Raw genomic sequence first — 19,468 nt, 5'->3', positions numbered from 1 at the left:
GTTTTTTGATTGATGATATTTGATTGATGATTGATTGTTTTTTAAGGTTTCCCTCTTAACCTATAACTTTTAACTTTTTGTGTCACACTGAGCGAACCGAAGTGTTACTTAATAAAAGATATTGTCATTGGATATTTATATAATTCTCCATTCGAAGCTTTTATAGAAGCATAAATCACTAAAAAGAATTCAACAAATTTTAAAAGTCCAAAAAGTACAACAGCCGTAGCGCCAATACTCAAGAGTCCAATGTTTCCTTCAAAATTAATGTTTCTGATATAGAAATCTTCATCGTTAAAAACAGCTTCCATTGGCAGGTTTTGTAAAAAAACCGTAACAAAAATCGGAACAGCGATTAAAGCTAAGATTAACGTATAAAGCAATAAACTTAACTGAAAGTTCAAAGCTTGTTTTCCATGGTGATCTACAAATTCTGATTTGTCTTTGTAGCTTGACCAGATTATAATTGGGAAAATATAATTCCCAAACGGAACAATGTATTGACTTAATGTGCTTAAATGTGCGAATGCCGAAGTATTCTTTTCTGATGATTTTTCCATGATGAGTGGTGTTGTTGATTGCATGATTAAAAGTATATAGTAATTTCTTATGCAAATATATATCTAAAAAACAGTATCTTGTTTTGCATAGTACCAAATATTAACAAAATTTTAACAATAAGAAAAATAGTTTATCAGGAAAAAAATACTGAAAATCAATCGTAATGCTTGATTTTATTGGCTGTACAGGAAAGTGTTTGTAATTTATTGTGCGTGCATAGTTTTTTTGTATTTTTACATAAAAAAATAAACTTATGGCAGTTTCAGTTTCCAAACTCAACAAATTTGTATTATTCAAATTACCATCGGCATACATTTGCGGTGTTCGGGTAAAAGCGATAGACAAAGACAAATGTATCGTAAGTGTAAAACACCGCTGGATCAATCAGAATCCGTTTAATTCCATGTATTTTGCTGTTCAGGCAATGGCTGCTGAGTTAACAACCGGTGCTTTGGTGATTTCGCAAATTCAGGAAAGCGGAAGAAAGATATCGATGCTGGTAGCAAACAATAAAGGAAACTTTACTAAAAAAGCCACAGGCAGAATAACATTTGTTTGTAATGACGGACATTTGATTGCCGATGCAATTCAGAAAACAATTGAAACCGGTGAAGGACAGACTTTTTGGATGAAATCTATCGGTACTAATGAAGAAGGAGTTCAGGTTTCAGAAATGGATTTTGAATGGAGTGTCCGATTAAAATAAAATAAAAATCAATATACTATAAATGACTTGTAATTTAACAAGTCATTTTTTTTTAAATTATTTATAATGCTTAACTTGTTGATTGTCAGAAATTTTATTTTTTATTTTGTTTTTTCTCAACTTTTCTTTTGTAATTTTATTCAGCTTTACGGCTGCTTCAACGCTGTACAATAAATTCTATACTTCATACTGTCTTCATATACGCACAATAATTTTACATCTAAATTCAAATAATATGTAAGAATTATATTATTTAAATATCTTTGCCGAAAATAATAAGATAAGCAGAGGTTATTTAAGTTGTTGGAGTTTTAAAAGCAAAATTAATTTTGATTGATTTTCTCTTATAATATTCTTCTAAAAAATAAGAATATATGGATACTAAAAAGCAAATATTTCAGACAGTTACCCAAAAACGCTGGAAGACTTTTCAATGGTCAAGCCGACTTTTTTTGTTTGTTTTGATTTTAATGATTCCGATTTTTTACATCACTTTAAAAAGAGGACTAAAGCCGGAATTGCCACTTTTAGCAAACAGCGCCAAAACAGGACGCAGTTTAGAAAACCCTGTAATTCCAAAAGACTTAAGTATTCAGGAATTAAAAAAGTTTAAAGGATTTGATTATTACTTAAGAGCTAAAAAGAAGGTTCAGAAATTAGAAAAACAATCAATTGTTCACAAAACAGCATCAGAAATCCGCGCTGCTTTTTATGTAGACTGGGATCCGCAGAGTTTATTTTCACTGCAAAAAAATATTGACAAACTCAATATGGTAGTTCCGGAATGGTTTTTTATAGATCCAAAAACCGATTTGCTGCAAACAGAAATTGATACCGCAGCATTGAAAGTGATGAGAAAAGGAAAAGTAAAAATCGTGCCTTTGATCAATAATATCAATGAATCGTTGGGAGAAGGCGAATTTGACGGCGATCTTATTCATCGGATTCTGCATGACAAAACTAAAAGAGAAAGACTGATTAATGATATCGCAAAGACTTTAAAAAAATATAATTTTCAAGGAATTAATATTGATTTTGAGGAATTTAAAGAAAATAGCGACGAACCTATAATTACTTTTCAAAAAGAATTGTATCAAAAATTACATCCGCTTGGCTATTTGGTTTCTCAGGATATTATGGCAGGCGATGATGACTTTAATATAAAAGAATTGTCAAGATACAATGATTACATGTTTTTGATGGCCTATGATGAGCATTATGCGCAAAGTATTCCGGGCGATGTGAGCAGTCAAAAATGGATTGAAAAAACGGTTGATAAAACTGCTAAAGAAATTCCGTCAGATAAAATTATACTTTGTTTTGCGGGTTATGGTTACGATTGGCAGGAAAAGGAGGAAGGCGAAACAATAACTTATGACCAGGCTATTGCGATTGCAAAACAGTATAACGCCAAAATTAAATTTGACAATAACAGTTACAGCAATTCTTTTAATTATACAGACAGCAATGGTAAAACACACGTAGTCAATTTTGAAGATGCTGCAACAAATTTTAATACGATTCGATTTAGTGATGAATATGGTTTGGCAGGAACTGCTTTATGGCGTTTAGGAAGTGAAGATCAGCGTTTATGGAGTTATTACCAGCGAAGTTTAACAGACGAAAGTATTATTAAAAAACCATTTGATTTTTCGGTATTGAAACGTGTCAATACCAGAATTGAAAGTCCGGCATATATTGGAGATGGTGAAATATTGAATGTGATTTCTGATCCTGCACCCGGAAAAATTGACTTAGAAATTAATAAAGATGAAGATATCATTACGGAGCAGAAATATGTAGAATTGCCAACTAAATATGTAATCAGCAAATTTGGTAATGTACACAAACAAGTCATCCTAACTTTTGACGATGGTCCGGATCCAACTTATACACCTCAGGTTTTAGACATTCTGAAAAGAGAAAAAGTGCCAGCTGTATTTTTTGTAATTGGTATTCAGGGAGAAAATAATATTCCGTTGCTGCAACGAATTTATAAAGAAGGCCACGAAATTGGCAATCATACTTTTACGCATCCTAATATTGCTTTGGTAAGTCCAGACAGAGCTTCGGCAGAAATGGAAACTACAAGATTATTAATCGAAGCCGTTACCGGAAGAAGTACAGTGCTTTTTAGGGCGCCGTATAATGCTGATGCAGAACCAACTACTGAAGCCGAACTAAAACCAATTGCATTAAGCAAAGCACAAAATTATTATACGGTAGGAGAAAGTATTGACCCAAATGACTGGGAAAAAGGAGTAAGCGCAGATAGTGTGTATATAAGAACGATAAAACAATATGAAGCAAATCCTGATAAAGGAATTATTTTACTGCACGATGCCGGCGGAAACAGACAAGCTACGGTTGAAGCGCTGCCCAGAATTATTAAATATTTTAAAGACAGAAATATTCAGTTTACAACTGTTTCTCATTTGCTTGGCAAAACCAAAGCCGAAATTATGCCCGAAGCAAAAGGACAATTTATTTCGCTCGATAACTTTATTTTTGATTTTGGATATTGGTTTGGACATTTCATTACCGCAACATTCTGGGTTGCTATTTTCTTAGGTTTTCTGCGTATTGCATTAATGGCAATTATGGCTTTTATTAAACGATGGCGCGATCATAAATATCCGCCTGTTTATAAAATATCCGAAGGAAATCCTAAAGTAAGTATTATTGTTCCGGCTTATAATGAAGAGATCAATGCTGTAAAAACTATCGAAAACTTACTGTGTCAGGATTATCCGGATTTTGATATTGTTTTTGTGGATGATGGCTCCAAAGACAAAACTTTTGCTATGATAAATGAAGCTTTTAAAGATAATCCAAAGGTAAAAGTAAACACTAAACCAAACGGAGGAAAAGCTTCGGCATTAAATTACGGTATTAAATTAACAGAAAATGATTATGTAGTTTGTATTGATGCCGACACACAGCTGAAAACCGATGCTATATCGCAATTAATGAAAGGTTTTACCATGCAGCTAAAAGGCAATCAGGAAATTGGCGCCATTGCCGGAAATGTAAAAGTAGGCAACGAAAACACGATGCTTACCAAATGGCAGAGTATTGAATATACAACCGCACAAAATTTTGACCGAAGAGCTTTTGATCTTATTAACGGAATAACGGTTGTTCCCGGAGCAATTGGCGCATTCAAAAAAGAAGCCATCGAAAAAGCCGGAGGTTTTACAACCGATACTTTGGCAGAAGACTGTGATTTGACGATTCGTATTTTAAGAAACGATTACCGCATTACAAATTGTATTGAAGCAGTTGCAATTACCGAAGCACCAGAAAGTCTCAAAGAGTTTATGAAACAGCGTTTCCGCTGGAGTTACGGAATTATGCAGGCTTTTTGGAAAAACAGGGATGCCTGTTTTAATCCGCGTTACAAAGGTTTGGGGATGGTAGCGCTGCCCAACATTTTACTATTTCAAATTATACTTCCCATTTTTGCCCCATTGGCAGATTTAGTACTTATTTTAAGTTTGTTTTGGAATCATGATGATCCGGACAGTCTTCGTAAAATACTCATTTATTACATTGCTTTTATGCTAGTAGACATGCTGGTAAGTGTCGTTGCATTTGTTTTTGAAAAAGAAAAATTATCTAAATTATTCTGGCTGATTCCGCAACGATTCGTTTATAGACAATTGATGTACGTAATTTTATTTAGAGCATTACGGAGAGCAATAAAAGGCGAAAGCCAAAGCTGGGGTGTGCTTACAAGGACAGGAAATGTCGGTACTGTTAAATGATAGTTTACAAGAATTAACAGAAATAAGAGAACCTGGCTTTTCTGGGTTTTCTTTGTAATCAGTTTTAAAAACTTGTAAAATTAAGCTTTCTCTTTAGCACGCTGTTTATCTCCCCATTCCTTTAAATGATTGATAAACGGAATGAGTTCCATACCTATTTCAGTTAAAGAGTATTCTACTTTTGGCGGTACTTCATGGTATACTTTTCTTAAAACCAATTCGTCATCTTCAAGCTCTCTTAAAGTTTGGGTTAGCATTTTTGGTGTAACATCCATGAGTGTTTTTTTTAATTCGCCATAGCGAAGTATATTTTTATTGCTTAAATTCCACAAAATCCGCCCTTTGTATTTACCTCCAATTCTCTTAAAAGCATAATCTACAGAGCAAACTACATCTGTACATCCATCAGTATAATTTTTTTTTGCCATTTTTTAATTTTTAAAACATTGATAATCAATATTAGTATGTTTTTGGTATGTAGATTACAAAAAAGTGCATACTTGTGGCAAAGATACTGATATTATACTTTTGTACTTCAATTTTAAAACAATTATTATGAAAGCAATTATATTGAATGATGCTGAAAGTATGCCTAACTTAAAATATGTAGATATTCCAAAACCGGAAATTAATGACGATGAAGTTTTGGTAAAGGTAAGTGCATTGAGTATCAATCCGGTTGATTATAAAACAAAGTCATCAGCACAGTATATAAAGAATTTTTTTGACGATGAACGCCCGATTATTCTAGGCTGGGATTTATCCGGAACCGTTGTAGAATCCGGAAAAAATGTAACTGATTTTAAACTAAACGACGAAGTATTTGGGATGGTAAATTTTCCGGGAAAAGGTAAAGCTTACGCTGAATACGTTGCAGTTCCGGCTTCGCATTTAGCTTTGAAACCCAAAAACATTTCTCACGAAGAAGCCGCTGCAGGAACACTGGCTTTGCTTACGGCCTGGCAGGCTTTGGTCACAAACGGAAAAATTAAGGAAGGCGATAAAGTTTTAATTCACGGAGCTTCTGGCGGAGTTGGGCATTATGCAACGCAAATTGCAAAACATTTTAAAGCGCATGTTATTGGGACTTCATCAGAAAAAAACAAGGAATTTGTTTTGCAAAACGGAGCTGACCAGCATATTGATTACAGTAAAACCGATTTTGAAAATGAAGTTTCGGATATTGATTTTGTTTTAAATCCAATATCTGATGCAATCAACGATCGCTCGATCAATATTGTAAAACCGGGCGGAAAAATAGTTTACATTTTAGGTGCAATCGCTCCGGAATTTGCACAAAAAGCCAAAGATAAAAATGTTGATTTGTTTGCAATCCTGGTGCAATCTTCAGGAACTGACATGAAAACAGTTGCTAATTTGATGGAAAAAGGAATTATCAAATCTCACGTTTCACAAACATTTGCATTTGATGAAATGGAAAAAGCACATTCGCAATTAGAAACCGGAAGAACGGTTGGTAAAATTGTAATTACACTTTAATAGAAATTATATTTAAATAAAAAACATCAGCTCGAATTAATTCGAGCTGATGTTTTTTTATAGATAAATGATTTTAATAATCAATAATTCAAATTAACCCCAAAACCAATTCCCATATCGCTGTCATAATGTGTTGTAATTCCAAAGTTTCTTGCTACGATATATTTCAATCCCGCCATATATTCTTTATCGGTATTCCACATTAAATTCATTCGCAAACGTCTCGAAAGCGGAATATCTTTTCGCTCAAACTGCAAACGAACATTTCCATCCGTATAAACTTCAACTTGTGCTTTAATCAACATTGGTAAAGTATATTCCAATCCGGCGCTAAAAACCGAGCGATTGTCTTTGGTGTTTTTTTGCCCAAAAAGATTTTGTTCCTGTTCGTCCATTCCCATTTTTCGGTAACGCCAGTCAAAACCAATAAACGGCATTAACCATTGATTTTTACCAATATATCTTCCAATATGAGTTTCAGTCTCATAACCGTGTTTGTCATTGTAACCCAAACGCCATTCTGTTCCAATGCTCCAGCGCGTGTTGCTGTACATCGCTTCACCGTCATTTCCGTTTGTTGCAAAATCATTTTCGCCCATAAAATGAAACATTCGATCATCCATTTTAAGCATTTTAAAAGCCATTTCCGGATGATGAATTAACGGATTTGGAGCTGAATTTTCATAACTAAAAATCCTTCCCATTCCGGCCATCATGTGATACAAAATATGACAATGAAAAAACCAGTCGCCGTCTGCATTTGCCTGAAATTCGATGGTATCGGTTTCCATCGGCATAATATCAATTACATTTTTGAGTGGAGAATAATCGCCGTGTTCATTCAAAATCCTAAAATCGTGTCCGTGCAAATGCATCGGATGGCGCATCATCGAACCATTATATAAAGTGATACGAACGTTTTCTCCTTTTTTAATTAAGATTTTATCGGTTTCAGAAACTACTTTATTATCCAGACTCCAAACGTAACGGTTCATGTTTCCGGATAATTCAAAACGAAGTTCCTTTACTGGTGCATCTTTTGGAAGATTGGTTTTAAAAGGCGATTTCAGCATACCGTAATTTAGAGTCACAATTTCAGGATTTTCTGTGCTGTCAGTTTCCATTTTCATTTCTTCCATATTATGGTTTGAATGATCTATAGCTGGTTTTGCATTTTCATCTTCACCGGAAATTTCAGGATACATTACGGCATTCATATCCATTTTATTCAAAGACATATTCATACCCATATCGTTCATTTCGCCATTCATTTTCATCATATCATTCATCATTTTCATTCCCTCAAAATATTTTAATTTCGAAAGATGATCAATGGGTTGTTTTTCTCCGTTTCCTAAAAACAGAGATGCCGATCCGGTTCGATCTTCGGCTGTAGCCAGAAAAGCAAAAGATTTATTGTCTTTAGGAATCGTAACCACAACATCATAAGTTTCAGAAACCGCAATAATCAAACGGTCGACTTCTACAGGTTCAACATCATTTCCATCGCTGGCCACAACGGTTATTTTTCCTCCGCCGTAAGTCAGCCAGAAATAACTTGAAGCGCCTCCGTTGGCAATTCGTAAACGGACTTTTGAACCCGGTTTAAAATCAGAAAGCTGTTGTTCGTTTTTGCCATTCAACAGAAATTTTTCATAATAAACATCGCTTACATCCATTGCGTTCATTCGTTTCCATTCGTTGGTCACTTTAGTCGAAAAATGTTTTTGTTTTATGGCTTCGGCATAACTCTGCGTAGTTCCTTTTTTTATGGCAAACCAGTCATTGGCATTATGAAGCATTCGCTGAATATTCTCCGGTTTTAAATCGGACCATTCGCTTAAAATAACCGGAATCGTCGGCAGATCATCAATTCCTTTTCTAATGGCTGGATCGTCTTTTTTCTTATTGATGATAAAAAGTCCGTACAAACCAATTTGTTCCTGTAATCCCGAATGACTGTGATACCAATAGGTTCCGTTTTGAATAATCGGAAACGAATATTTATGCGTCGTTCCGGGTTCAATTGGCATTTGCGTCAGGTAAGGAACGCCGTCTTCTTTATTGGGAAGAAACAATCCGTGCCAGTGCATTGAAGTCGTTTCTTTTTTTAATTCGTTATGCACATAAATCTCTGCAATATCGCCTTCGGTAAAAGTCAAAGTCGGCATCGGAATTTGCCCGTTTACGGCAATTGCCCGTTTTTCTTTTCCCGAAAAATTGACAATCGTATCTCTAACATGCAAATCGTAACGAACTATTTTTTGGGCCTTTAGCTGGAAAGCAATAAAAAAGAAAAGAAGAAGAAGATGTTTGATTTTCATGATAAATTACAATTTTAAATTTCGAAGGCGCAAAGCATTTACAATAACCGAAACAGAACTCAAACTCATCGCTAGTGCTGCTAACATCGGCGAAAGTAAAATTCCAAAAAACGGATATAAAATTCCCGCCGCAACTGGCACGCCCAAAGTGTTGTAAATAAAAGCAAAAAACAGATTTTGTTTAATGTTTGACATTACGGCATGACTGAGGTTTTTGGCTTTTACAATTCCGTTTAAATCTCCTTTTACCAAAGTAATTTTAGCGCTTTCTATCGCAGCGTCGGTTCCGGTTCCCATCGCAATCCCAATATTCGATTGTGCCAAAGCCGGAGCATCGTTGATTCCGTCACCTGCCATTGCCACGATTTTTCCTTGAGTTTGTAAACGTTCAATTTCTTTTAGTTTATCTTCCGGAAGACAATCGGCTTTGAATGAACTTAGATGTAAATGTTCTGCAACTGCTTTTGCAGTATTATGATTGTCGCCTGTTAACATAATTACCTCAATACCCTGATCTATAAGTTCCTTAATCGCTTTTGCACTATTTTCTTTTATAGCATCTGTAATCGCAATAAAACCTAAAACACTTTTGTCAATTGCGATGTAAGAGATTGTTTTTCCTAAATTTTGCTCGGCAGTTACTTTATTTTCTAAATCTTCATGAACAGAAACGCCAATTTCATCCATTAGTTTTTTATTTCCCAAAGCCACTTTTTTGCCCTCAATAATTCCTAAAACACCTTTTCCGGCAATGGTTTCAAAATTTGAAACTTCTTGAGGAGAAAAATTTCCAGCTTTAGCAAAAGTGACAACGGCCTGCGCCAAAGGATGTTCGCTGTGCTGATTCAAAGAAGCAATGTTTTGAAGCAGAAAATCTTCGTCATTATGAATGGCATAAATTTTTTCTACCGATGGTTTTCCTTCGGTAATGGTTCCGGTTTTGTCTGTAATTAGAACATCAATTTTATTCATATTTTCCAATGCTTCGGCATTTTTGATCAATATTCCGTGTAGCGCGCCTTTACCAACACCAACCATTACGGACATTGGAGTAGCTAATCCGAGTGCGCAAGGACAGGCAATAATCAAAACCGCAATCGCATTAATTAGTCCGTAAACGTAAGAAGGTTCCGGACCAAATTTTGCCCAAAGTATAAAAGTTAAAACCGAAATTAAAACTACTGTCGGTACAAAATATTTTGAAACACGATCGGCCAGTTTCTGAATTGGAGCGCGTGAACGGCTTGCATTATTTACCATTTCAATAATCTGCGAAAGCATCGTTTCTGAACCTACTTTTTCAGCAATCATTACAAACGATTTTGTTCCGTTTATAGTTCCTGAAATGACAGCATCTCCAACTTTTTTATCAACCGGAATTGGTTCTCCCGTAATCATCGATTCGTCGATAGTACTTTCTCCGGAAGTTATTTTTCCGTCAACGGGAATTTTTTCTCCGGGTTTTACACGTAATAAATCGCCTTTTTTGATATTGTGAATTGAAATTACTTTGTCAACTCCGTTTTCGACTAAAGTTGCTTCGGTTGGAGCAAGTTTCAACAGTTCTTTTATAGCTCCATTGGTTTGTCCGTGCGCTTTTGCTTCTAACAATTGTCCCAATAAAACTAAAGTGATAATTACCGTAGCGGCTTCAAAATACAAATGGATAGTTCCATGATGCGATTTAAATTCAACCGGAAAAATATCTGGAAAAAACATTCCGACAATACTAAAGAGGAAAGCAACGCTGGTACCAATTCCAATTAACGTAAACATATTTAAATTCCAGGTTACAATTGATTTGTATGCGCGTACAAAAAACATCCATCCGGCATAAAACAAAACCGGAATTGAAAACAGAAACTGAACCCAATTCCATTTTTCAACAGACATTATATTGTAAAGAGGATTATTCGGAATCATTTCTGACATTGAAATAATAAAAATCGGAAGCGTGAATAAAATCGCGATCTTCATTTTTTTTAATAAATCAGAATACGTTTTGTTTTCTTCGTCTGAAACCTGCATTGGCACCAAGTCCATTCCGCAGATTGGGCAGTCGACCGGTTCGCTGGAAATAACTTCCGGATGCATCGGACATGTATATTGTGTGTTGTTAATGGCAACCTGCGGAACTAAATCCATTCCGCAAACGGGGCAATCTCCGGGTTTGTTATAGGTTTTATCGCCTTCGCAATGCATCGGACAATAAAAAACTCCGGTTGCATTATGAGGCAACACAGTTGTTTTTTTAGCCTCGTGATGTGAATGTTCTTTTTTGGATGAACAACAAGATTTAGTTTCTGAATTTGCAGCAGTTTTCATCTCAATTGTATAATTTCCTGCAGCACTTAAAACTTCCTGAAATTTCTCGGTTTCAACATGTTTGTCCATTGTGATTTCTGCAGCCGGCGGATCTAAAGTTACTACTGCCTGAACACCTTCTATTGCATTTAAAGTTTTTTCGACCTTAGTTTGGCACCCGTTGCATGACATTCCTGAAATTATATATTGATGGGTCATTGTATTGGTTTTTAAGTATTACAATGCAAATTTCCGAAGTAACGTTTACTTTTGGTTGTATAATTTTGGGGATGATTTGTAAGATTTACTAAGATACGAATTTTTTAACTGCAAATGGCACGAATTATTTTTGACATACCTGATCTGCATAAAAATGAAGAGTTCGCAAGGCTTTATGAAAAACCTTGCGAACTCTATTTTGAATATAGCCCAAGGTTTCAACCTTGGGAAAGGTATTGTGATAAAATCCTGTGTTCTTATTATTGCGTTCCAAAGATTTCAACTTTGGGGAAACGTATTGTGATAAATCCCGTTGCGCGCCAATTATTGCGTTTCAAAGGTTTCAACCTTGGGACACAAAAAATTTCCTCCCTGTCCCCAAGGTTGAAACCTTGGGCTATGTTTTTAAGAGCATGCGTAAACCTTTGCTTTGCGAACTTTGCGGTTAAAATAAAAACTACAAATTCTCAATCTGAATTCGGTTTTTATCTTTAGACTGCTTGAAAGAAGTAGGAGTAAAGCCTGTAATTTTTTTAAACTGATTACTCAAATGGGCTACGTTGCTGTAATTTAAAATATCGGCAATTTCGCTTAGAGAATGTTCATCGTAAATTAATAACTCTTTTACTTTTTCAATTTTCTGGCTGATGAAATATTTCTCTATTGTTGTGTTTTCAATTTCAGAAAATAAATTACTCAATGAATTGTAATCCTGATTAAGATTTTCTGCCAGATAATCAGATAAATTAACCTTTAGCTCGCTGTTTTTATGATGGACCAAATCGATAATAAGATTTTTGATTTTCTCGATAGTTTTAGTTTTTTTATCATCAATTAAATCAAAACCCAAAGGCTGAAGGTTTTTAAGCAGAATTTCTTTTTGAGAATCAGTAATATCATCCTGTAATTCGACTTCGCCTAATTCAACAGAAATAGTTTGAAGTCCGAGTTTATCCAACTCAGACTTCACAACCATTTTACAGCGGCTGCACACCATATTTTTGATGTAGAGCGTCATATTTATTTGATAGTTTCTACTACGTTTCCGCAAGTTAACATCGAAGAACCATAATAAGGATTCTTTACAGCTTTTTCTCTGCTTAACCAATCAGCATCTGCCATTGGGCAATATTGCTTGTAAACAGTTTCAGTCGATTTTGAAGCTTTAATTAAAGTATAAGTGTTTTTAGAAAGCGATTTAAAAGTCTCACGTTGTTTTTTAAGATCTGCTGAAGCAGAAATACTTTTGGCATCGGCAGTTAGTTTTTTTACCACTTTCATCCAGGCAGTATGTTCGTCTGTTTTTAATTTATCCATTTTTACGGCAGTAATGGCATCCAATAAATCTTTGGCTTTTGCCGAAGTTAATTTAGCATCGCTTTTAATTAAAGCATCTTTTACTGTAAAATAAGCATCATAAACAGTTTGAAGCTGACTTGAATCAGCAATTTCAATTCCTGTTTTTACTGTTTTAATGGTGTTTGCCTGAATTGTATTTGCAGAAAATAATAATGTAATTGCTGCTGCTATAATTGAAATTGAATTTTTCATTTTTATATAATTTTTATTAAAGGTAATCGGAGTTTCCTTATGAAGTTTTAATTTTTTTCTGTTTTCTGCGTCAACCTTTATTCCCGATAATTATCAGGATTACGGTTAGATTAAACGCAATTATGGCTGTCAAAAATAGTATTACTTTATTTTTGGAATTAACCAAATAGAAGTAAAACCATCAGAAATACTGGCAGTTTTGTAAAAAGAAATGGATTTCTCAGGAGAGAAATTAAAGAGATTATTTTCGAATTCAAATTCGTTTGGGGTAATCATACTAAACTGTAAAATAGTAGTTGTACAGCTGGAATGATCACATTTTCTGTTACAGCCGCCTTTGTCTTTTTTAGAATCCTGACTTTTTTTGCAACAGTCTTTTTCACATAAATGTGAAGATGTAACTTTCTTTTCGCAAGAATTTTTTTCAGAAGATTTTCCACATGCATATCCGGAATTGGACATCAAAAAGAAGCCAAGACTTAAAATGAATAATAATATGTGAATCTTTTTCTTCAATGAAAATTACTTTGGAATTACAAATTTAAATATTTTTTTTAATAGCTGTTCTTTATTTAAGATTTCATGTTTTTTTAAAATCTGTTGGTTTCATGTTTTTCTTCTTTTTAAAATAATTCGAAAGATGACTTTCATCAGTAAAACCAAATTCGTACGCAATTTGTTTTATCGAAAGTTTGTCATTATGAATACGTTTTTCGATTAAGGTTGTTCGTAAATTATTAATGTATTCGCGGTAACTAATCGAAAATGTTCTTTTGAAATAAGCACTAAAATAAGTTTCGGCAATATTAAAATGACTCGCAATGACTTTAATCTGAACCAATTTTGGATTGTAAATATTCTGGTGAATATAAGTTGCAATTTGCTCGTTATCAATATGTGTCGATTCCATTCGCAGATTCATACATTTTATGGTTTCTTTAATTAAACCGAAAATCGAAAGAATCTGATAAAAAATAATAGGCGAAGTCGAGACATCGGTTTTGCAGTTATAAGCTGTAATGTTTTCGATTGTATTTTTAAGAATTGTTTTGCACGGATCGTCTAACTTTAAAACCGTTTCCTTTAATAACTTATCCCGCATAAAATTTTCCGGTGTGTGAATTAAGAATTCGTCGCAGGTTAAATTTTGCTTAGAATTAAAATAATTGTCAGTAAACTTTATATAGACAAATCGGGTTGGTTTTTTAATGTCAAAATAATGTTCGTCTTCTGGCGAGATCACAAATAAATCTCCGGATTTATAAGGAAGAAGATTATTATTGAGATGATGAACACCGTTTCCTTTCTTTATATAAATGATTTCGTAATACGTATGGGTATGCGGCGGAAGATGAAATTTTTCATCTTCAAACTCATGAATGACAAGAGTTTCAAATTGATTTAATTTCGGCATGTTTTATTATTACAAGTTTATATTGTAAATGTACAACTTTTTTCAGGATTAAGAGTGTTAAATTTGTATCGTAGAAAGTCTTTCCCTTTCTCATGAAATCAAAATGAAAAAAAGTCTTATTGCACTCTCCTTTGGGGGTTTAACAATCGGTATAACCGAGTTTGTAATGATGGGTCTTCTTCCTGATATTGCTTCAGATATGAAAGTTAGTATTCCTGTTGCCGGATATTTAATTTCGGCCTATGCACTTGGAGTTGTTATTGGTGCTCCTTTATTGGTAATTCTCGGAAGAAATTTTGCTCCAAAAAAAATGCTTTTAATTTTAGCATTAATGTTAACGGTTTTTAATGCGCTTTCTATTATTGCGCCTTCTTATAATTTTTTATTTGCATCGCGATTTTTATCGGGACTGCCGCACGGAGCATTTTTTGGAGTTGGTGCTGTAGTTGCAAGTCGTTTGGCCGATAAAGGAAAAGAAGCACAGGCAATTGCAATTATGTTTTCTGGTTTAACGCTGGCCAATTTAATTGGAGTTCCTATTGGTACTTATATTGGTCATAATTTTATCTGGCGTTATACTTTTGTTTTAATTGCCATTGTTGGTCTTCTTACTTTTTTATTTATTTCATTGTGGATGCCGCAGCTGGAAAAAGGCGAAACCGTGAATATGAAAAAACAATTAGAATTTTTTAAAAGAACCGAAGCCTGGTTAATTATCGGGATAACTGCAATTGGTTTTGGTGGATTATTTGCCTGGATTAGTTATATCGCGCCTTTATTAACGAATGTCTCAAAATTTGCAGAGGGCGATGTTTCGTATATTTTAATTCTGGCCGGACTGGGTATGGTCGTTGGAAATTTTGCCGGAGGAAAACTGGCAGACAAATATTCGCCTGCACCTACAACATTGTCATTATTATTTATAATGGCTGTCGATTTGGTTTTGGTTTATTTCTTCTCATACAATCAATATGTATCGTTATTTTTAACTTTTTTAACTGGTGCTATTTCATTTTCTGTTATTGCTCCAATTCAAATGCTGATGATTCGCACTGCAAAAGGAGCAGAGATGATTGCTTCTGCTTCTCTTCAGGGAAGTTTTAATATCGGAAACGCACTTGGAGCTTTTCTGGGCGGATTACCTTTAACCGCAGGATATAGTTATGCATCGCCAAACCTTATTGGAGTTGGAATGTCAGTTATTGGAATGCTCATAACGATAACATTAATCCGAATTCGTAAAAACGATTTACAGCTTCAAAGTACATAACGTTTTATAGCTCAATAATTTAAATTAACCCTTAGAGAGTATCTAAGGGTTTTTTTTGTGCCTTATTGTTTTTTAGAGTTGTTTAATGTTTTGTAAACTAATTTTTGGATTCAAATTGTTGTTTTGGATTTAGTTATGAATTTCATTTTAAAAGAAAAACTTGTTAAAAAACAAGGTCTACATTTAATTCTATGATTTTTGCGTCAAAATTAAATGTTAAAATAACACTTAAAAATTTTCTAAATTGTAAGCTTGTAATCGATTGTTTTTTTAATAAAATCACATCAAATTGATAAAATTCAATAATATATTTAATATTTATATCTCAATAAAATTACACATGTCGTATAAAAAAGCTGATTTATTTTTGATTTATAATTTTAATTATGAAATTTTTATGAATTTAAATTTTTTATATAAAAAAAATATCTATGTTTGTGTAATCGATTACAACTTTTTGTAAATGTTAAATTTAAAATTTAATTCTTACAAAAAAGCACGATAAGAAATCACAAAGCTTTACAGGAAAAACATAATAGCTGATGGGACTAAAAGCGAAATCATAATACAAAAAATTAAACCACAAAAACCACTTTAAACAATTAATAACTTAAACAATCAACCATGAATTTTAAAGATTTATTAAACAAAGGAGCAAATCGCTGCTTTGCAGTTGTTTTCTTATTGTGTTTGCTTCTAAGCAATCGAGCGCATGCTCAGGGAGTAACAATAGAAGGAACCGTTAAAGACGCAGCCGGACTTTCTTTGCCAGGAGTTAATGTTCTGGAAAAAGGAACAAAGAACGGGACTTCTACCGATTTTGATGGACACTATAAATTGAAATTAACCAATCCAAAAGCGGTTTTAAATTTTTCTTTTATAGGATTTAAAACTATTGAGATTTCTACAGAAGGCAAAAGCAAAGTCAATGCAACGATGTCTGAGGATGCTAATAATTTGAATGAAGTTGTTGTAATTGGATATGGTACTTCAAAAAAATCTGATTTAACGGGTGCTGTGGCTACATTTTCTGGAAATGATATGCGTAAAATTCCGGTACCCAATGTGGCTGAGGCTTTAACAGGCCGTATTGCAGGAGTTCAGGTAACCTCTTCTGAAGGTTCGCCAGATTCAAATGTTCAGATTAGAATTCGTGGAAACGGATCTTTAACGCAAGATGCTTCGCCATTATATATTGTAGATGGATTTCCGGTAAATAACATTAATGATATTTCTTCTTCTGATATTGAAACGATGACTATATTAAAAGATGCATCATCTACGGCAATTTACGGTTCCAGAGGAGCATACGGTGTGGTGATTGTTACAACCAAAAAAGGCAAAGACGGAAAAATATCAGTAAACTATAACATGTTTTATGGTATGAAAAAAATTGCCAATACCATTGGTGTAACTTCTCCTGAAGATTATGTCAAATGGCAGTATGAGTACGCTTTGCTTAAAGACAATACAGATTTAAGTTCTTACGAAAAATATTTTGGGGCATGGCAGGATTATGATATGTACAAAGGCATGAAAGGCAATAACTGGCAGAGACAGGTTTTTGGACGTAAAGGTGAGGTTCAGAGCCGTGACTTATCGATTCGTGGTGGTTCTGAAAAAATGAATTACAATTTCAATTATGCTCATTATGATGAAAAAGCAATTATGCTGGGTTCAGATTTTAATAGAAACAACTTGTCTCTTGCTTTAAACAGTAAAGCTTCTGATAAGGTAGATTTGAGTTTTACAATGCGTTATTCTGATACTGAAATTAACGGAGGTGGAATGAATGAACAAAATGAGGTTTCTTCTGCAGATTCTCGTTTAAAAAATATTGTAGGATATGCTCCAATTCCGGTTCCGGGCTTAACAACAGATGATACAGACGAAGCGGTTTCAGAAAATCTAACACATCCTTTTGTGGCGATTGCAGATACAGATCGTCAGCAGTTTAGAAAAAACTTTAATATGTTAGGCAGTTTTTCATGGAAACTTACTAGTGATTTAGTTTTTAAAACAGAATTAGGTTTAGATAATTACAATTATTTAGATTACCGTTATTTTGGACGCTCTACTTATTATGTAAAAAATAATCCTGCGGCAGAAAGACAAGGTATGCCGGCCATGATTTTAGGAGACAGAAAAGACACTCGTTTTAGAAATGCAAATACGCTGAACTATGATTTAAAAAAGATAGTTGGAGAAAATCATAATTTAAAACTTCTTTTTGGTGAGGAATCTATTGAGTATAAAAGAAATGATGTAAATACGGCTATCCATGGTTATCCCTTGTCTTTTGGTTTAGACCAGGCAAAAAAACTAACAACTCAGGGTACGCCGGTTGCGGTTGATAATTTCTATTTTCCGGATGACAAACTGCTTTCTTTCTTTGGTCGTGTTAATTATGATTATAAAGACCGTTACCTTTTTACTGCAACATACCGTGCTGATGGCTCCAGTAAATTCTTAGGAGATAACAAATGGGGCTTTTTTCCGGCTGCTGCTGCAGCATGGAAAATCTCTGGTGAGGAATTTATGAAAAATGCTTCGTGGATCAACCTGCTTAAATTAAGAGTAAGTTATGGAGAAGCCGGAAACAATAATATTCCGACAGGGCAGATGGTTCAGAGTTTTATTTCTTCTACTTCTACCTGGATTAATGGCGTAGACAATTACTGGGCAGCCTCTAAAACAATGGCAAACCCTGATTTGAAATGGGAAACGACTGTAACCCAAAATATAGGTTTAGATTTTGATTTATTCAAAAACCGCGTAACAGGATCTGTAGAATACTATAAAAATACCACCAAAGATTTGTTAATCAACTTCCCGATTTCTGGAGGATATGATTTTCAGTACAGAAATATGGGAGAAGTTGAAAACAGTGGTCTTGAAGCAACTTTAAATCTTAATCTTATTGAAAGGGATAAATATGGTGTAAGTATTTCTTTTAATGCTGGTTTCAATACCAACAGAATTAATTCTCTTGGTGTAATGAATAATTTTGGTGCAAGTTCAGGATGGGCTTCTACAGCTATTGGAAATGATTTTTTAGTAAACGTTGGTCAGCCAATAGGTATTATGTACGGATATAAAAGTGACGGGCGCTACGAAGTATCTGACTTTAATTACAATGCAGGAACTTATACTTTAAAACCGGGAGTGGCAGATGCAACTACAATTGTGGGACCTATGAAACCGGGAGCAATGAAGTTAAAAGATATTACAGATGACGGCAAAGTAGATGCCAGCGACCTGACTGTTATCGGAAATGCCAATCCAAAAAGTACGGGAGGATTTGTGCTGAATGCCAATGCATACGGATTTGATCTTTCTGCAGCATTTAATTACAGTATTGGAAATGATGTTTATAATGCAAATAAAGTGGAGTTCTCAACTTCAGTTCCGAATGGGCAGTATAGAAATTTAAATTCTGAAATGGCTGACGGAACAAGATGGACAAACCTGGATCCTAATACAGGACAATTAGTAACCGATCCTGCGGCACTTGCGGCTTTAAATGCAAACACAACCATGTGGTCTCCTTATATGCCGCGTTATGTTTTTAGTGACTGGGCTGTTGAAGACGGATCTTTTCTGAGACTTAACACATTAAGTTTAGGTTATACTACACCAAATAATTTAACTTCTGCATTAGGAGTTTCGAAGTTAAGATTTTATCTGACTGCAAGTAATGTTTTTGTATGGACTAAATACACAGGTCCTGATCCTGAATCTTCAACAAGAAGAAATACGCCGCTTACTCCGGGAGTTGATTATTCAGCTTATCCGAGAAGCAGACAGTTGATATTTGGTTTAAACCTTAATTTTTAATTCAGTAAAACTTTC

The 19,468-nt window shown here is 34.3% G+C and carries 13 protein-coding genes; 5 read left to right on the top strand and 8 right to left on the bottom strand.

Annotation, left to right across the window (positions count from 1 at the left end; translation table 11 throughout):
- Positions 1-104 precede the first annotated feature (104 nt).
- Positions 105-560 carry a DUF4870 domain-containing protein gene (locus tag ASE21_RS18190; RefSeq protein WP_057124367.1) on the bottom strand — a complete coding sequence of 152 codons (456 nt, stop codon included), beginning with the start codon at positions 558-560 and terminating at the stop codon, positions 105-107.
- Between the two features lie 254 nt (positions 561-814).
- On the opposite strand from ASE21_RS18190, the gene ASE21_RS18185 reads away from it, so the two are divergent.
- Both ASE21_RS18185 and ASE21_RS18180 read left to right on the top strand, forming a co-directional pair.
- Entirely contained in the window at positions 815-1,267 is a 453-nt protein-coding gene (locus tag ASE21_RS18185; RefSeq protein WP_057124143.1) for a DUF4442 domain-containing protein, read from the top strand.
- 374 nt (positions 1,268-1,641) lie between these two features.
- On the top strand, positions 1,642-5,034 hold the full coding sequence (locus tag ASE21_RS18180) for a polysaccharide deacetylase family protein (RefSeq protein ID WP_057124142.1): 3,393 nt from the start codon (positions 1,642-1,644) through the stop codon (positions 5,032-5,034).
- An 80-nt stretch (positions 5,035-5,114) separates the two neighbouring features.
- Here ASE21_RS18180 and ASE21_RS18175 read toward each other — a convergent pair whose 3' ends face one another.
- Complete coding sequence (locus ASE21_RS18175; protein ID WP_057124141.1) at positions 5,115-5,462, bottom strand: winged helix-turn-helix transcriptional regulator; 348 nt, start codon at positions 5,460-5,462, stop codon at positions 5,115-5,117.
- A 127-nt stretch (positions 5,463-5,589) separates the two neighbouring features.
- Here ASE21_RS18175 and ASE21_RS18170 point away from each other — a divergent pair, with 127 nt between their 5' ends.
- Positions 5,590-6,534, top strand: a complete 945-nt coding sequence (locus tag ASE21_RS18170) for an NADP-dependent oxidoreductase (protein WP_057124140.1) — start codon at positions 5,590-5,592, stop codon at positions 6,532-6,534.
- A gap of 80 nt (positions 6,535-6,614) precedes the next feature.
- On the opposite strand, the gene ASE21_RS18165 is transcribed toward ASE21_RS18170, so the two are convergent.
- From ASE21_RS18165 to ASE21_RS18140, 6 genes are all read right to left on the bottom strand, one after another.
- A complete protein-coding gene (locus tag ASE21_RS18165; RefSeq protein WP_057124139.1) occupies positions 6,615-8,858 on the bottom strand; it encodes a multicopper oxidase family protein in 2,244 nt (747 codons plus the stop codon).
- A gap of 6 nt (positions 8,859-8,864) precedes the next feature.
- Complete coding sequence (locus ASE21_RS18160; RefSeq protein ID WP_057124138.1) at positions 8,865-11,381, bottom strand: heavy metal translocating P-type ATPase; 2,517 nt, start codon at positions 11,379-11,381, stop codon at positions 8,865-8,867.
- Between the two features lie 457 nt (positions 11,382-11,838).
- Positions 11,839-12,399, bottom strand: coding sequence for a helix-turn-helix domain-containing protein (locus tag ASE21_RS18155; protein ID WP_057124137.1), 561 nt, complete (start codon positions 12,397-12,399; stop codon positions 11,839-11,841).
- A 2-nt stretch (positions 12,400-12,401) separates the two neighbouring features.
- Complete coding sequence (locus tag ASE21_RS18150) at positions 12,402-12,932, bottom strand: DUF3347 domain-containing protein (RefSeq protein WP_057124136.1); 531 nt, start codon at positions 12,930-12,932, stop codon at positions 12,402-12,404.
- A 141-nt stretch (positions 12,933-13,073) separates the two neighbouring features.
- Entirely contained in the window at positions 13,074-13,448 is a 375-nt protein-coding gene (locus ASE21_RS18145; protein ID WP_057124135.1) for a hypothetical protein, read from the bottom strand.
- 64 nt (positions 13,449-13,512) lie between these two features.
- On the bottom strand, positions 13,513-14,346 hold the full coding sequence (locus tag ASE21_RS18140; protein WP_057124134.1) for an AraC family transcriptional regulator: 834 nt from the start codon (positions 14,344-14,346) through the stop codon (positions 13,513-13,515).
- Positions 14,347-14,449: 103 nt separating this feature from the next.
- Here ASE21_RS18140 and ASE21_RS18135 point away from each other — a divergent pair, with 103 nt between their 5' ends.
- Together ASE21_RS18135 and ASE21_RS18130 are read left to right on the top strand one after the other, a co-directional pair.
- Positions 14,450-15,616: an MFS transporter gene (locus ASE21_RS18135; protein ID WP_057124133.1), complete on the top strand. Its 1,167-nt coding sequence runs from the start codon at positions 14,450-14,452 to the stop codon at positions 15,614-15,616.
- A 624-nt stretch (positions 15,617-16,240) separates the two neighbouring features.
- Positions 16,241-19,453 carry a SusC/RagA family TonB-linked outer membrane protein gene (locus ASE21_RS18130; protein WP_057124132.1) on the top strand — a complete coding sequence of 1,071 codons (3,213 nt, stop codon included), beginning with the start codon at positions 16,241-16,243 and terminating at the stop codon, positions 19,451-19,453.
- Positions 19,454-19,468: the final 15 nt, after the last annotated feature.

This window comes from Flavobacterium sp. Root901, from assembly GCF_001429765.1.
In the GTDB taxonomy this organism is placed as follows: Bacteria; Bacteroidota; Bacteroidia; order Flavobacteriales; family Flavobacteriaceae; genus Flavobacterium.
This window is presented reverse-complemented; position numbering and strand designations above follow the sequence as displayed.